This is a genomic window from Sporofaciens sp. JLR.KK001, from assembly GCF_036941055.1.
Lineage (GTDB): Bacteria > Bacillota > Clostridia > Lachnospirales > Lachnospiraceae > Sporofaciens.
The window spans coordinates 3,216,501-3,230,797 of the sequence record NZ_JAYMNO010000001.1 but is presented as its reverse complement, the minus strand read 5'-3'; the positions used below and the strand labels follow the sequence as shown (position 1 = coordinate 3,230,797).

Genomic DNA, 14,297 nt, shown 5'->3' with positions numbered 1-14,297 from the left:
AGTGTTGTGCTTCTGTTATCATAGATTATATCGGGCAGCGTTTTTGATGTCAAATATTTTCCAAAAGAGGTATTATGAATAAGAAGAGACTTAGGAGGCAGATCCTAGTGACGGCAGCTGGAGTGGCGGTATTGTTCGGGATTGCCGTATTCAGCTATCAGGATGTGAGAAGATCGATCGTTTTAAATGAACAGGAGAGCTTAAGAAGCCTTGCTCAAGTGAATGCCAAGAGTCTCCAGTCGAGCCTGGAGGCGAAGGCGAATCTGCTCTATGCGGTGTTCTCAGGCGGCATGAGGAAGGAAGAGGATATTGAGACCGGACTTCTACGGCTGCGGGAGAAGGGAAGCTATATTCCGATCGAAGAGTTAGAGGAACTGAGAGATTGGGAGCACAGACTCTGTGAGCGGGCAGGAGAAAGCCCCGGAGCCGTTATTACCGGACCGGTGAGGAAGTCAGAAGAGGGATATTACATCCTGTATATGACAAAGGCAGTAGGAATGGGCGGGAGGATCTCAGGGTATGTGATGGCTGAGCTTAATCTGGATGAGATCTATGCCCAGGAACAGGCATTGTCAGGACTCTGGCTTGAGAACGGCAGGTATTGTATCGTGAAGGGGGCGGACGGAACCACCGTGATGCCGGGAAAGGATGCGAAGGAAGAGATCTCTCTTACCCATATGGATCGTAACGGCTGTACGATCGAATGGGTCTATGAGACGGAGAGCGGAACGCCGACGAGAACGAGAAAGCTTGTCGCCTATGAAGCCCTGGAGATAGGAGAAGAGGAGTTCTATCTTTATATTATTGAAGATTATGAGCAGATCATAGAGCCCATCGAGCAGATCGCTTTTTATTTCTGTCTGCTTGGAACTGCGGCAATCCTCTGTGCCGCGGCGTTGATCTATAAGATCACGGAACAGAGGAAGAAGGAAGAGCTTCTGGTGAGGGAGTTACAACACGAGAAGACCCTGAATGAGACGATGAGGCAGCAGGAGGGACTGATGCAGAGATATAATCACTCGAAGACTATGAGTGTGCTGACGGGATCCATTGCCCATGAGTTTAACAACCTTATGACGCCGATCGTACTGTATGCCGATCTGTTGGAGGAGAATGAGACAGTTTTTAACGAGATGCCGGAGGAGGTTACGGAGCTAAAGAGCGCCGCGGGCAGATGCGAGGAGCTGGCGAGACAGCTTCTAAGCTACAGCCGTCAGGGCAGGGCGGAGAAGGTGTATACGGAATATGACGCCGCTCTTGCGATACAGGAGGCGGTGAATATCGTGAAGAAGCTGCTTCCCAAAGAGGTGAAGCTAAGAGAGAACCTCAGCAGGAACTCTTACTATATCCGCGGACAGGCAGGCGCTTTGAATCAGATCCTTCTGAACCTGACGACCAACGCCCTCCATGCGATGAAGGAGGGAGGGACGCTTCGGATCCAGTTCGGACTCAGCGTGGATGATGAAAAGACTGTCCGCCTCGTGGTAGAGGACAGCGGAACCGGGATCCCGGCAGATATCAGACAGCAGGTATTTCATCCGTTCTTCACGACGAAAGAGGGCGGGGAAGGAACGGGGATTGGGCTTACGGTAGTAAAGAGGCTTACGGAGGAGCATGGAGGCTCGATACGTGTGAAGACAGAGGAAGGAAAGGGGACGATGTTCATCTTAGACTTTCCGCGGGTGAGATGACAGGAATCGGGCAATAATATACAAGGCGCCGGAACATGACAGATTCACGGCGCCTTATATTAAGCCTATTCTTCTTCCAGATTCTCGTTCAGATAAGGTGTTGCGGTATCGGTAATGTCGACCGCATCTTCGTCTGAGATATTGTCGATCTTCTTAGCGGCATTGTACCAGTCTTCGAAGGTCATTCCAAGCGGGAACTTGTCTTCCACGGAATCCTTGATGAATTCATCAAAGTCCGGAACACCGGCTTCTTCAAAGATCTCGTTGGATAGTTCCAGAGACTTCATAGAATCCTTGGCAAAGATGATATCCTCTTCCGGTACGGCCGGATCCTTCCACTGTGTCTGGAAATCTTCATTGTTCTGCATGGTCTGTTCGGACCACTGCCAGGTGATGGTCCGGCCTTCTGCTACCGTCTTCATATATACGGTACGAAGTCCTACGTAAGGGTCTACATCGAAGCCGTCGGCGAACATCATGGCTGCGTTATACGGATGCTCGTATAAATATTTGACAGAGAGCATATGGGCATAGACAAGACGGCGTGCAAGCTCCGGATACTTCTCCCTGAAAGCGACAGACATGGCGTAGCTGCAGCAGGTTCCGGCATTCTCTTCGGTGAGAAGCTCGCCTTCTTCCAGGTTCGCGCCCCAACTGATACACATGATCTTGCCGAAGCCTTCGAATTCTGCCTGGGAAGCGTATGGGTCGCAGCAGGTGAATGCGTCGATCTGTCCTGCCTTCAGCGCGAACATGGCATCCTTCTGTCCCATGGCAACGATGTCGTAATCCTCTGGCTGGAAGGAGAAGCCGTATTCTTCGGACCATTTTCTCCACTCGGAGTTAACCTGCGGTTCGGCATCCATGGAAATGGTCTTGCCTTCGATGGAGAGCGGATCGTCTACATCGATATCGTTGCTGACTACGAGATACCGGGAGCCGCCTAAGTGGTTGGCTGCTGCCTGATAAACAGGGGAGTCATCTGACATCAGGTTCTTGCTGAAGAAGATGTATCCCACGTCCATGGCGCCGCTGATCAGGGCATTCACTGTCTCAGGAGATTTGGTAAGGTTGACCTTCAGGCCAAGAGCCTCGTAGATCCCGGATTTCTCTCCGATAATGGAGGCACACATATGGTCACAGTTGAAGTAGCCCATCTCCACGGTATAGTTCTTCTCTTCCTCGCTTAACTCGCCGAACTCATAGTCCTCCACTGCCTTCTTGGGATCAAAATCTGTGGATTCAACATCTACGGTATTGGTCTCGCTGCTGTTATGGCATGCTGTGAGAAGAGAACAGAGCATAGCCGCAGCCAGTAGTGATGCAATTAATTTCTTTTTCATTGGTATCCCCCTTTAAAAAATTAATATTTATTAATATTTACATTCATCATAGCAGAAGAGCCTGAGAAGAAAAAGGACTAATAAAATATATTATCATTTCAAATAAAGAGGTTAAATATATCATCATTTTCAATTAGACCAGAATAGTAAAAAGCAATATAATAAATGATGAGATATTTTAGGATCGAGGGAGAAGATATGCGTTTAGAATACGTAAGAAGCTTTATTGGAGTCGTTAATTATAAGAGTTTTTCACTGGCTGCAAAGTATCTGTATCTGTCGCAGCCCACGATCAGTACACATATCAAGCAGTTGGAATCGGAGCTTGGAGTACAGCTTCTGGTGCGCTCTACGAAGGATATCGTTCTCTCTGAGGAGGGTAGAGTATTCTATCCGTTTGCGCTGCAGTTATTAGAGACAGAGAATCAGGCATTGGAGCAGCTGAACCGGAATGAGAATGAGGCGGGCCGGGTAGTTTCCATGGCGGTTTCGTCCGTTCCCGGGAACTATATGTTCCCTCAGTTCTTAGCTTCATTTCGGGCAAAGAATATGGATATCAGCTTCAAGGTATCGGAGGGGGACAGCGGGAATGTGCTGCAGAAGATCTTGAATTATGATGTGGAGATCGGGATCGGCGGCCTGACCAGCGGGAATGATAAGATCTATTCGGAGATCCTCTTTGAAGACGAGATCATATTGATCACGCCGAACCAGGCCAAATACAGGAACCTGAACGGGGAGTTCCCCATTGAGCAGCTCCGCCGGGAGTGGTTCGTGATACGGGAGCTTGGCAGCGGGACCAAGACGGCCTCTGAGAATGTGGAAGAGGGACTGAAATTGAATCACGCATCCCTTCATGTGGCGGCGCAGTTTGAATCATCGGAGCTGGTGCGCCGGGCGGTAGAGGCCGGCGGCGGAGTCGCATTCATCAGCAGGACGGCGGCAAAGGAATCATTGGATAAACAGAAGGTGTTAGAGTTTAATTTTGAGAATGTGAATACGAAGCGTCAGATCTATCTGATGTATCACAAAGACAGGAAATTAAGCGTCGTGTCGGAACGGACCATAGAAGCGCTTCGAAGATACTGCGCAGAAAAATACTCATAAAAGGCTGCTGCATAATGACAGGATCATATATGCAGCAGCCTTTTGCTGACGGCGGCAACCCGGTGGCCATGCCTTTGTTCCGTCCGAAATTATTCTTTCCATCTAAGCAGTGCTCTCTCGCACAATACCAGGATGGTATCCATCAGGTATCCGATCAGACCGGCGATCACCATATAAGCGATGACGCGCTCTGTCTCTAACCGTCCCTGTGCTTCCACCATTATGTAACCGAATCCGGCACTTGTCGCAATGAACTCCGCTCATATGACGGACATCCAGCCAAGTCCGATCGCCAGACGTATGCCGGTAAGCACTCCGGGGAGAGAACCCGGAATTACGATATCTTTGATGATATTGAATGTGTTCGCGCCCATGGATCTGGCGGCATTGTAGAAATCCTTACTAATATCCTGTACGCCGGAAACGGTATTGAGGATGATCGTAAAAATACCGCTGAACGCGATCAGGAAAACAGTAGGTCCGTCCCCGATACCAAACCATACGATGGTGAGCGGCACCCAGGCCATGATCGGTACCTGACGCAGGGAATTGATGAATGGGGACATGGTCTGTAAAAGCTTTGGTGAATATCCCATGACCATTCCAAGCGGGAATCCGATCAGGAATGCGTACAGAGAACCGGTCACGACTCGCCGCATGGTGATGGCAAGATTCTCTAAAACATACATATCGGTTAATGAATAAACGACCTGATAGGCCACATTCTCCAAATACGGAAATATAAACGGGGCTTTTACTGCGTGAGCGGCAAAATACCAGATCACACAGATCAGGGCCAGGGAAAAGATCGCGCCCTTGTTATAATTCCTGCCGCCCATTTTCCGCCAATTCTGTCGGTCTTTTGTCTTGGTAGCGTGTATCATACGATCTACCTGTTTGTTATCTCCCAATTGTTCACCTCCCTTATGAATTGAGGATAATATATACAGCCAAATCATAACAAAATTTTAATAATTATAATAGAAATATTATACAAAAAAATAAAGTCGGTGTCGAATATTGTATTTTTTTATAAAACCGGAAAGTGCGGGCGAATAAAGCTATAATAGCTATAATTAAGATGGAATAAATTGTTGGGAGGTGCCGTGAATGAAGAAGCCTTGCATCGAATATATCAGTGCATGTGCATGATGTGAAGTGTTTGGAGACTTGGTTCAAGTCCTGGAGAAAGAATATGAAGGAAGAGTGAATGTGAAGATCTATCGCGCAGGTCAGGATTTTGATTATATCAAGAAGTACGGTGCGGTGACCAAGAGTATGCTGGTCATCAACGAGAAGAAGGCAGTGACGAAGCTGACCAAGCCTGCCGTGCGTAAAGCATTCGAGGAGGCGTTGAAGATATGATAGGAGATTTGTGGGGGTTTCTGTCCAGTATAGTAGTGTCAGCGTGGTCGATGCTCAACAGTTCATCACCGTGGCTGGTATTCAGTTTTGTCGTAGCTGGTCTGCTGCATGAATTTCTGAAGCCTGAGAAGGTACAGAAGACGTCCATCGGCTCAAAGCGGGCGAGCGGTGTGTTCTGGACGACGGTGTCAGGGATGTTTATACCGATCTGCAGCTGCGGAACGATTCCTCTTGGCATCAGTATGTATTACAGCGGGGCTTATCTGGGGCCGACGCTGGCGTTCATGACCAGTACGCCTATGATCAATCCGCTGGCGGTGATCCTATCCTGGGGGCTGTTGGGCAAAGAGATTACCATTATCTATGTTATTACGGGATTTGTCGCGCCGATGATCATCGGCATGGTGGCGAATAAGTACGCCGGCGACGAATTACATATCGGGATCAATAAGATCCATAAGAAGCAGGAAGAAGAGGAGGGAAGGATTACGCTGGAATCCGACGACGAGGATGCGCCGGCCATGATCCAGCTTGAGTTCGAAGAGCCGTCGTTCTGGGAGAAGGTAAAGAGCGGGCTTCGCTGGTCACTGACCGAATTGAGTGTGACCATCAGCAAGTACACGGTTACGGGGATGCTGATCGCGGGTTTCTTATTCACGGTCGTGCCCCAGTCTTTCGTGCAGGATTATCTTGGGAATCCGGGCATGATATCCCTTCTCGGGATCACGGTGGTTGCAGGACTTATGTATGTCTGTGCGGTGGGTCATATCCCGTTTATTGCGGCGCTGGTTGCCAGCGGGGCGGCGCCTGGAGTCGCCATCACATTCTTGATGGCGGGAGCCGGGACGAATATCCCGGAATTATTGACGATCACAAAGACCATTGGGAAGAGGGCTATGATGATGTATTTTACCATGGTAGTCGGAATCTCCAATCTGGTGGGCTGGATCACGAACAAATTACTGATGCCGGGATTTGTTCCGGTGCTGGATTTTGACAGGACATCGAATACTATCGCGCATGCGAACAAGCTTATGGTCACCATACCTGAGTGGGGAGAGTGGATCTGCAGCCTGGTCCTGATCGCATATGCTCTGTATTCTCTGTGGAAATATATCAGATCCGGACTGGTGCATTCCAGAATGAAGGAAGCGTAAGCAGATGGAGCACGGCAGGAAGATTGCGGTCTTTATATCAGGCCTGATACTTGTTGGTACACTTGTGTCAGTGTTTTTCCCAAAAGAGGAGCGGCAGAATAAGGATGCGCCTCTGAGGGTCGGAGCAGGAGCGGATATCTCCGGAGTCCTGATGGAAGCAACGGTGGAGGAATTCGGCAGGGTATGTAAGGTTACGGAGGATTATGAGAGTTCGTCATTTCAGGACTGCTGAAGTAATCTTGCTCAGTGGGCACTGAGTGCGGAGGAGATCAATGTGGCGTTCTACTGCAGCCATATCGCTATGCATACCATAGAGGAGAATGAGAATGTCATGATCTACGGCCCAGTCATCATGAATGCGGAAGTCCTGTGTTATAAGAGTGATCTGGCGGATGTGAGAACTGTCGGTATCAGTCAGGGAAGGCAGAATGAGAAGGAGCAGGCGAGGGAGACCTATCCACAGATCGAAGAATTTCAGGAGATCACCCAGAAGGGGATTCTGTATTCACTGGAGAACGGACAGGTGGACGGAGTAGTTCAGGATATATCGAAGGCGGCGAATGTACCGGATTATCTGTGTGCGCCTATTTCAGAGACGGACTATATATCTTATGTGCTGGTAGTGGATAAGAAGTTTGTGGAGACGGAAGAATTTGGAGAATTTATAGAAAATTATAATCGGGCGGCCGAGAGTCTGAATGATCCGGAGATTCTTGCCGGGAAGCTTGGGGTGGAAGAAGACTGGCTTAAGGATAAGAAGATTCGGTTTCTGACACTGGGGCAGCCATAGATGAATAGAGATAGAGAGAGAGGATTAAGGAATGTCCATATCTGTAGAAGGGATAACGAAGGTATTTAAAGGAAGGAAGAAGGGGGATCCGGAGAATGTGGTGCTTAAGGATGTCTCTTTTAATGTAGAAGAGGGTGAATTCGTATCACTGCTTGGGCCGTCCGGCTGCGGTAAGACTACGACGCTTACAATCATCGCAGGTTTTCGGAAGGCGAATGAGGGTAAGATCGTAGTGAATGGCAATGAAGTGAAGAAGCCGGGCACGGACCGTTCATTTATGTTCCAGAATTATGCGTTATTTCCGTGGCTTAAGGTGGGAGAGAATATTGAGTATCCTATGAAGAAGATGAAAGTACCGAAAGCACAGCGTAAGGCGCAGCTTAAGGAGCTGCTTGAGATGGCGCAGCTTACGGCTTACGAGCATTATTATATTCATGAGATTTCCGGTGGTATGAAACAGAGAGTAGCGCTTCTTCGGGCGATTGCGTGTGATCCGCAGGTGCTCCTGATGGACGAGCCCCTTGGGGCGGTAGATTTCCAGATGCGGCAGATGCTCCAGATGCAGCTTGAAGAGATCCTGCAGCAGAAGAAGACTACGGCGCTGATGGTAACCCATGATGTGGATGAGTCCATATACTTAAGCGACCGTGTTGTGGTGATGTCCAGAGACCACGGGAAGATCATTGAAGACCTGAAGATCGATCTTCCAAGGCCGAGAGACCGCACGGCGCCTAAGTATCATGAGTATGTGGACCGCCTGACGGTGATCCTTAAGGATGCGTTAAGCGGCGGCGTATTTACGCAGGAGGATAAAGACCTGATGGAATTTATTCAGGGACAGAAAGGCAAGAATGAGGAGGTAGAATTCGTTGGATCAGAATGTTCATAGAAAATTTACGGACAGGCAGAACGAACTGAGACTGTATATTATAGAATTTACGGTGGATCATGGGCGGGCTTATCATATAGAGAATGATAAGGAAGCTGCGTTAGAGTACCTGCATATGACGGAAGAGGAGTATAAGGAGATCACAGACTGTCTGCTAGAGAAAGACGGTATGGTGGTGGACGAGAAGGGGAAGGTGAACTTCATCTATCCGGTATCCGCCCTTAAGACGAACCACCAGGTTACGCTTGACGACGGAAGGCAGTTTTCTGCTATGTGCGCCATCGACGCCATCGGCGCCGCGTTTACGTTCCATAAAGATACCGAGGTAAATTCGGTGAGCGCGGTGAGCGGCGAGCCGATCTATATCCGGATCAAGGATGAGAAGGTGGATGAATATGAACCAAAGACGCTGCATGCGCTGACATTTCCTCTGGGAGAATTGTCAAACTGGGCAGGGTCTTGCTGAAATGTAATGAATTTCTTCTGCAGCGGTGCAGAATTTGATCAATACGTTACGGATATGGAGCTTGACCCGGATTCAATCATTAAGGCGGACATAGAGAAGGCAGTTGAAGAGGCAAAGGCAACATTTGAAGTATAAATCTAACACAGGAGGTGTAAGAATGAAGGTAGCTTATTTATTGGAATCGGAGCATGCGAGAGAGATTCTTGAGCACATGATCATTCCCCAGATGGAAGAAGACCGTCACGGAGCAGAGGTTGCGGGCATGATGTTCTTCTTTGACAATGCTTACATGCTGGTAGAGGGATGCGATATTGCGGAGAGACTTAAGAAGCTAAGCGAGAAGACAGGCGTGCTTCTGATGGCGTGCGACAGATGCTGCTATCAAAGAGACATTGCGGACAAGCTGATCGCCCCGGCAGGGATTGGATGCTTCCCGAATGTGTACGCTGCGCTGGCTCCGGCAGGTGTAGACCAGGTAATTACGTTATAGGAGGATGGAATGATGAGAGTATTCAGCGTACCGGAGCTTTGCTGTCCGGATTGTGCTAAGAAGATCGATGCTGCATTAGAGGATGCAGGAGTGAATCATGAAGTTGATTTTGAAGGCAAGAAGGTGTCCATCTCTGACTGCGACCATTGCCAGGAAGTAACGCTTGATATCTTAAAAGAGATGGGATTTGAGGCAGAGAGGATCTCATAAGAATACCGGTATGAGAAGGCTCTGGCTGCAGTGATGCGGCCAGAGCTTATCTGATTCTCTCGATGGGATGTCTTCCGCCGATCTTCTGTGTGTTCATCCTGTACAGGGTACCGTCCAGAGAACTGCTGTTAAGGAAGGCAAGGATCGCGGCTTCATCGGGATCTAGGAAACGGATTGCAAGCCCGCAGCCAGTGCTGATCTCCCGGGGAACGGGCATGATGGTGATGTGGAAATGTTCTTTTAAACAGGCTTCTGCCGCCATGACACTGTCGGTCGTGTCGAATGCCAGGATATAATAATCTTTGGGAGAGAGCATATAGATACCGCCTTTCTTCTTTTGTCCCTGGTACCATTCTATCATGATTTGTGTAATTTGTAGCAGAAAAACAGAAGAAAATATAAAAAGTGTCAATTGACGAATTTTATATAATGTGAGAGAATATAAACAAGTATGGTGTTAAAGTAATAACAAACCCTACGACAGAAAAATCATACATAGTTGAAAGGAGTTTTACAATGATTTATTCACATGAAGTAGAAATGATGTGTCCTGTGGCTCAGGGTGCAAATCACGGACCAGCTCCGATTCCGGAAGAAGCAAAATGGGTAAAGGCAAAAGAGGTAAAGGATATCTCCGGTCTGACACATGGTGTGGGCTGGTGTGCACCGCAGCAGGGAGCCTGCAAACTCACTTTAAACGTAAAAGACGGTATTATTCAGGAAGCATTGGTGGAGACACTCGGATGTTCAGGAATGACACATTCAGCAGCTATGGCTTCAGAGATCCTTCCGGGAAAGACTATTCTGGAAGCTCTTAATACGGACCTTGTCTGTGATGCGATCAATACGGCAATGAGAGAATTATTCCTTCAGATCGTATACGGAAGAACTCAGAGCGCGTTCTCAGAGGACGGACTTCCGATCGGTGCAGGTCTGGAAGATCTCGGCAAGGGACTTCGTTCTCAGGTAGGTACTATGTATGGAACATTGGCAAAAGGTCCTCGTTATCTTGAGATGGCAGAAGGCTATGTAACAGGTGTTGCACTGGATGATAACAACGAGATTATCGGATACCAGTTCGTTAACCTTGGAAAGTTCACAGACTTTATCAAGGCAGGCGATACACCGAACGATGCATGGGAGAAGGCAAAAGGGCAGTATGGACGTGTTGCGGACGCAGCAAAGATTATTGACCCGAGAAAAGAATAGCACCGGATTGAAGGAAGTTCAATCTGTGTCCGTAAAAGTAACGAAAAAATTAGGAGGACAAGTAAATGGCTTTATTTGAATCATATGAAAGAAGAATTGATAAAATCAATGAAGTGTTAGGAAGCTATGGCATTGCTTCCATTGAAGAAGCAGAGAAGATCACGAAGGATGCCGGACTTGACGTATACAATCAGGTTAAGGGAATCCAGCCGATCTGTTTTGAGAATGCATGCTGGGCATATACAGTAGGTGCGGCGATCGCGATCAAGAAGGGATGTAAGACGGCTGCTGATGCTGCAGCAGCGATCGGGGAAGGATTACAGGCATTTTGTATTCCGGGTTCTGTGGCTGACCAGAGGAAGGTTGGACTTGGACATGGTAACTTAGGCAAGATGCTTCTCGAGGAGGAGACAGACTGTTTCGCATTCCTTGCAGGGCATGAGTCATTCGCGGCAGCAGAGGGCGCTATCGGTATCGCAGAGAAGGCTAACAAGGTTCGTAAGAAACCTCTTCGCGTTATTCTGAACGGACTTGGAAAGGATGCTGCGAAGATCATTTCCAGAATCAATGGATTTACCTATGTAGAGACAGATTATGATTATTATACAGGTGAGTTAAAAGAGGTTCAGAGGATCGCTTACTCAGACGGACTTCGTTCCAAGGTTAACTGCTACGGCGCTAATGATGTACGTGAAGGCGTTGCGATCATGCACAAGGAAGGCGTAGACGTATCTATCACAGGTAACTCTACCAACCCGACACGTTTCCAGCATCCGGTTGCAGGTACTTATAAGAAGGAATGTATCGAACAAGGCAAGAAGTATTTCTCAGTAGCATCCGGCGGCGGTACAGGACGTACGCTTCACCCGGATAACATGGCTGCAGGTCCGGCTTCTTACGGTATGACTGATACATTGGGACGTATGCATTCTGACGCACAGTTTGCAGGATCCTCATCCGTACCGGCTCACGTTGAGATGATGGGTCTGATCGGCGCAGGTAACAATCCGATGGTTGGTATGACTGTTGCGGTTGCAGTTGCGATTGAAGAAGCGGCGAAGGCAGGTAAATTTTAAGAAATAGTGTAGAATAAGGGCTATCGCTGACGTGGATTGTCGGCGGTAGCCTTAAATTTTGCCGGGTAGCACACAGGTAACACACAAGTAGCACACATGAGAGGTAGCACACAAAAATGCGTTACAAAAAAGGCATCTGCTGACTGCAAGATACCTCTTAATACGGTTTATGTAACGGTTATATCTATTTTAGAATATTGTCCGGCTAATAAAGAATAATCCCTTAAATGGCTTAATACAGTGTCCTGTACGTGCTGTAAAATAGCGTCCGTATCATAATTGAAATTCTGCTCGTCCAGTACATTGTCATTTAACAATTCCTCTGCTATCCGCTTCGCTATATTCTCACTACTCATGTTTAATTCCTTTCTCTCTGCGATATTTTGCGATTATGTAATGATATATAAAAGATAATCCTCATTTTCAATCTCTTGTACCATTCGCATAATCTCTTCTCGGTAATTCTTTTCGTCATTCATGCGCTCATTTCCTCGTCAATGACTTTCGCCGCTTTCTGAATCTTTTCTATTAGCTCTGTAACTCCGATTATAACCCACCACAAACGTTCGTTTAAATGAGTACAGTATACCACGAAAGGGAGAGAAAATCATGAGTAAATCAACCATTTTTGGATATGCGAGAATAAGCACAATGAAATAAAGAAAGCTATTGAAGCAAAGAAGCAGATACGGAAACATAGCAAGGATTTCGGGGGCAATCTGTCAGACGTGGATTGTATGAAGCTGACAGGACTTGCAAGGAATACATTCTACAAGTATAAGAGGGAAATGAAAGCAGAATAGGTATTGATATTGTTTAAGGGTATGCAATAACTGCATATCCTTTTATTTTGCGTTTATTTTAATGGCATGATATGTATTACTGTCTTAACTGCCTGTATGGGGCGAATATGACGCGAATATGACGCATAGAAAGGATGTGATAATAAATGAGAAAGAAGCGTTGAAGTAACCGGGTGAGGGATTTGTGTAGAATATATGTTCGGCTTCATTAACCCGCAAAATTAACCGCAAATCAAGAAAAAGCCTTAAAGAAATTATTTCAAAAACGAAAAAGATGATATTGTTGTATCATGAAAAATATGTTATATTGTCGATAGGGAAAGACCATGAAGCCGGGCGGCTTTACCCCTCTTTTACTCGGAGGGCGTATAAATGCCCTCCAGACGAGAGAAAGGAGGGCGATAGCAATGTATGTTACATATTCGGATTTAATTCAGATAGGTATACTCATTGTTGCCCTTATCAGTCTGTTTTATCAGATTTACAAGGGAAGAAAGAAATAGCCGCCACTACTACCAATAGTGACGGCTTGCCTATGCCAAGTCATAGGTAGCAACACATCTTTGGGGTAGAGCCGCTTGTACGGCTTTCCCTCTATTCATAATATAGCATATCTGGCAGCAGGATTCAAGAAAATTATTTATCGCTTTCATTTGAAGCGTGATAGAATAAAGATTGATTCAAGAAGATTATCATAGCTTAAAAATGGTGTGGGTAATAATCAGGTAATAGACAAAGAATGCTTAAACCCCTGTAAAATCAATATTCACAGTTGCGATTGAAGAAGCGGCAAAGGCAGGGAAATTTTAAAGAATCGTGTAGAATAAGGGCTATCGCTGACGTGGATTGTCGGCGGTAGCCTTAAATTTTGCCGGGTAGCACACAGGTAACACACAAGTAGCACACATGAGGTAGCACACAAAAATGCGTTACAAAAAAGGCATCTGCTGACTGCAAGATACCCCTTAATACGGTTTATGTAACGGTTATATCTATTTTAGAATATTGTCCGGCTAATAAAGAATAATCCCTTAAATGGCTTAATACAGTGTCCTGTACGTGCTGTAAAATAGCGTCCGTATCATAATTGAAATTCTACTCGTCCAGTACATTGTCATTCAATGTTAACAACTTAGTAGTGGCATGATATCACAATAGGATTAAGTTATTAAACCAATAATAGTAGATGATAGGAATGATTAAAATACACTGAAAAAAGGGCAGACTTCCCCCTTGGTTGCTATCAGCTGTTTTTTTAGATATGGCGTTTGTATTGTAGAATATAAAGAAACTGGCACCATCACCTTTCTTAAATGGTATTAGTGTGTAGTCTTGTTATTGTAATGATGTTTGACTTTTCTTGGAGTTGTACGTAGATTTGATTCCCCGCTGCCCTTTTTGTCACGCACCCGGTGAGATACGGCAAAATCAAATATACAGCGGATGATGCCATACTTTTCTGTGTCTGTATCAGTATCCATATATTCTCCTATATGACGGCTCAGGTATCCGACAAGCTCATTCATGTTTGTCATATATTTGTTCTGATTCCCTTTCTGGTTTATGGTGCTGTCAACAATGCCGTCCGTCTCCCGCTTTATGGCAAGAGCCAGGTTTGCAAGCAATACCGATATCCAGAATTCCTGGAGAACGGAGTTCTCGGAATAGCCCCGGAAATTGGTGAGCCCGATCTTTTCTTTG

Annotated in this window: 15 protein-coding genes and 1 pseudogene; 11 read left to right on the top strand and 5 right to left on the bottom strand. The window is 46.6% G+C overall.

The features are described from left to right. Positions 1-74: 74 nt before the first annotated feature. The gene (locus VSQ62_RS16680) at positions 75-1,691 is read left to right on the top strand and encodes a sensor histidine kinase (protein ID WP_334635915.1); all 1,617 of its coding nucleotides are present in this window, start codon (positions 75-77) and stop codon (positions 1,689-1,691) included. 65 nt (positions 1,692-1,756) lie between these two features. Here VSQ62_RS16680 and saoX read toward each other — a convergent pair whose 3' ends face one another. Further along, positions 1,757-3,034, bottom strand: a complete 1,278-nt coding sequence (gene saoX / locus VSQ62_RS16675; protein WP_334635914.1) for an ABC transporter substrate-binding subunit SaoX — start codon at positions 3,032-3,034, stop codon at positions 1,757-1,759. Between the two features lie 198 nt (positions 3,035-3,232). Here saoX and VSQ62_RS16670 point away from each other — a divergent pair, with 198 nt between their 5' ends. Next, entirely contained in the window at positions 3,233-4,141 is a 909-nt protein-coding gene (locus VSQ62_RS16670) for a selenium metabolism-associated LysR family transcriptional regulator (protein WP_334635913.1), read from the top strand. Between the two features lie 89 nt (positions 4,142-4,230). Here VSQ62_RS16670 and saoP read toward each other — a convergent pair whose 3' ends face one another. Further along, positions 4,231-5,052 carry an ABC transporter permease subunit SaoP gene (gene saoP / locus VSQ62_RS16665; RefSeq protein WP_502957758.1) on the bottom strand — a complete coding sequence of 274 codons (822 nt, stop codon included), beginning with the start codon at positions 5,050-5,052 and terminating at the stop codon, positions 4,231-4,233. A 247-nt stretch (positions 5,053-5,299) separates the two neighbouring features. Between saoP and saoT the strand changes: the two genes are divergently transcribed. The 7 genes and pseudogenes from saoT to VSQ62_RS16630 all read left to right on the top strand — a co-directional run bounded on the left by saoT (position 5,300) and on the right by VSQ62_RS16630 (position 9,508). Then, positions 5,300-5,506: a thioredoxin-like (seleno)protein SaoT gene (saoT, locus tag VSQ62_RS16660; protein WP_502957757.1), complete on the top strand. Its 207-nt coding sequence runs from the start codon at positions 5,300-5,302 to the stop codon at positions 5,504-5,506. Continuing rightward, positions 5,503-6,663: an efflux transporter SaoE gene (gene saoE, locus VSQ62_RS16655; protein ID WP_334635910.1), complete on the top strand. Its 1,161-nt coding sequence runs from the start codon at positions 5,503-5,505 to the stop codon at positions 6,661-6,663. Before saoT ends, saoE begins: the two co-directional genes overlap by 4 nt. Positions 6,664-6,667: 4 nt before the next feature. Further along, positions 6,668-7,453, top strand: a complete 786-nt coding sequence (gene saoB / locus VSQ62_RS16650) for an ABC transporter substrate-binding (seleno)protein SaoB (RefSeq protein WP_311184833.1) — start codon at positions 6,668-6,670, stop codon at positions 7,451-7,453. 31 nt (positions 7,454-7,484) lie between these two features. Continuing rightward, the gene (gene saoA / locus VSQ62_RS16645) at positions 7,485-8,342 is read left to right on the top strand and encodes an ABC transporter ATP-binding protein SaoA (RefSeq protein ID WP_334635909.1); all 858 of its coding nucleotides are present in this window, start codon (positions 7,485-7,487) and stop codon (positions 8,340-8,342) included. Continuing rightward, a pseudogene (gene saoL / locus VSQ62_RS16640) lies at positions 8,329-8,943 on the top strand (MerB-like organometallic lyase SaoL); the annotation flags it as partial. The gene saoA and the pseudogene saoL, both read left to right, overlap by 14 nt. A gap of 22 nt (positions 8,944-8,965) precedes the next feature. Beyond that, the gene (gene saoD / locus VSQ62_RS16635; RefSeq protein ID WP_334635907.1) at positions 8,966-9,298 is read left to right on the top strand and encodes a DsrE-related protein SaoD; all 333 of its coding nucleotides are present in this window, start codon (positions 8,966-8,968) and stop codon (positions 9,296-9,298) included. Between the two features lie 9 nt (positions 9,299-9,307). Next, a complete protein-coding gene (locus VSQ62_RS16630; RefSeq protein WP_334635906.1) occupies positions 9,308-9,508 on the top strand; it encodes a metal-binding protein in 201 nt (66 codons plus the stop codon). A 46-nt stretch (positions 9,509-9,554) separates the two neighbouring features. Here the strand turns inward: VSQ62_RS16630 and VSQ62_RS16625 are convergent, their stop codons facing one another. Further along, a complete protein-coding gene (locus VSQ62_RS16625) occupies positions 9,555-9,869 on the bottom strand; it encodes a putative Se/S carrier protein (RefSeq protein ID WP_334635905.1) in 315 nt (104 codons plus the stop codon). Positions 9,870-10,024: 155 nt separating this feature from the next. On the opposite strand from VSQ62_RS16625, the gene VSQ62_RS16620 reads away from it, so the two are divergent. After that, the gene (locus VSQ62_RS16620) at positions 10,025-10,717 is read left to right on the top strand and encodes an iron-sulfur cluster assembly scaffold protein (protein ID WP_334635904.1); all 693 of its coding nucleotides are present in this window, start codon (positions 10,025-10,027) and stop codon (positions 10,715-10,717) included. A gap of 65 nt (positions 10,718-10,782) precedes the next feature. Next, a complete protein-coding gene (locus VSQ62_RS16615; RefSeq protein ID WP_334635903.1) occupies positions 10,783-11,793 on the top strand; it encodes a GGGtGRT protein in 1,011 nt (336 codons plus the stop codon). Between the two features lie 167 nt (positions 11,794-11,960). On the opposite strand, the gene VSQ62_RS16610 is transcribed toward VSQ62_RS16615, so the two are convergent. Both VSQ62_RS16610 and VSQ62_RS16605 read right to left on the bottom strand, forming a co-directional pair. Further along, positions 11,961-12,149, bottom strand: coding sequence for a hypothetical protein (locus VSQ62_RS16610; protein WP_334635902.1), 189 nt, complete (start codon positions 12,147-12,149; stop codon positions 11,961-11,963). Between the two features lie 1,766 nt (positions 12,150-13,915). Then, positions 13,916-14,221 carry a hypothetical protein gene (locus tag VSQ62_RS16605; protein ID WP_334635901.1) on the bottom strand — a complete coding sequence of 102 codons (306 nt, stop codon included), beginning with the start codon at positions 14,219-14,221 and terminating at the stop codon, positions 13,916-13,918. Positions 14,222-14,297 lie beyond the last annotated feature (76 nt).

What these genes read in the sequence shown, in the direction of transcription:
- VSQ62_RS16680 (WP_334635915.1), top strand. Translation starts at nt 75, where the DNA reads ATGAATAAGAAGAGACTTAGGAGGCAGATCCTAGTGACGGCAGCTGGA.
- saoX (WP_334635914.1), bottom strand. Translation starts at nt 3,034, where the DNA reads ATGAAAAAGAAATTAATTGCATCACTACTGGCTGCGGCTATGCTCTGT.
- VSQ62_RS16670 (WP_334635913.1), top strand. Translation starts at nt 3,233, where the DNA reads ATGCGTTTAGAATACGTAAGAAGCTTTATTGGAGTCGTTAATTATAAG.
- saoE (WP_334635910.1), top strand. Translation starts at nt 5,503, where the DNA reads ATGATAGGAGATTTGTGGGGGTTTCTGTCCAGTATAGTAGTGTCAGCG.
- saoA (WP_334635909.1), top strand. Translation starts at nt 7,485, where the DNA reads ATGTCCATATCTGTAGAAGGGATAACGAAGGTATTTAAAGGAAGGAAG.
- saoD (WP_334635907.1), top strand. Translation starts at nt 8,966, where the DNA reads ATGAAGGTAGCTTATTTATTGGAATCGGAGCATGCGAGAGAGATTCTT.
- VSQ62_RS16630 (WP_334635906.1), top strand. Translation starts at nt 9,308, where the DNA reads ATGATGAGAGTATTCAGCGTACCGGAGCTTTGCTGTCCGGATTGTGCT.
- VSQ62_RS16625 (WP_334635905.1), bottom strand. Translation starts at nt 9,869, where the DNA reads ATGATAGAATGGTACCAGGGACAAAAGAAGAAAGGCGGTATCTATATG.
- VSQ62_RS16620 (WP_334635904.1), top strand. Translation starts at nt 10,025, where the DNA reads ATGATTTATTCACATGAAGTAGAAATGATGTGTCCTGTGGCTCAGGGT.
- VSQ62_RS16615 (WP_334635903.1), top strand. Translation starts at nt 10,783, where the DNA reads ATGGCTTTATTTGAATCATATGAAAGAAGAATTGATAAAATCAATGAA.
- VSQ62_RS16610 (WP_334635902.1), bottom strand. Translation starts at nt 12,149, where the DNA reads ATGAGTAGTGAGAATATAGCGAAGCGGATAGCAGAGGAATTGTTAAAT.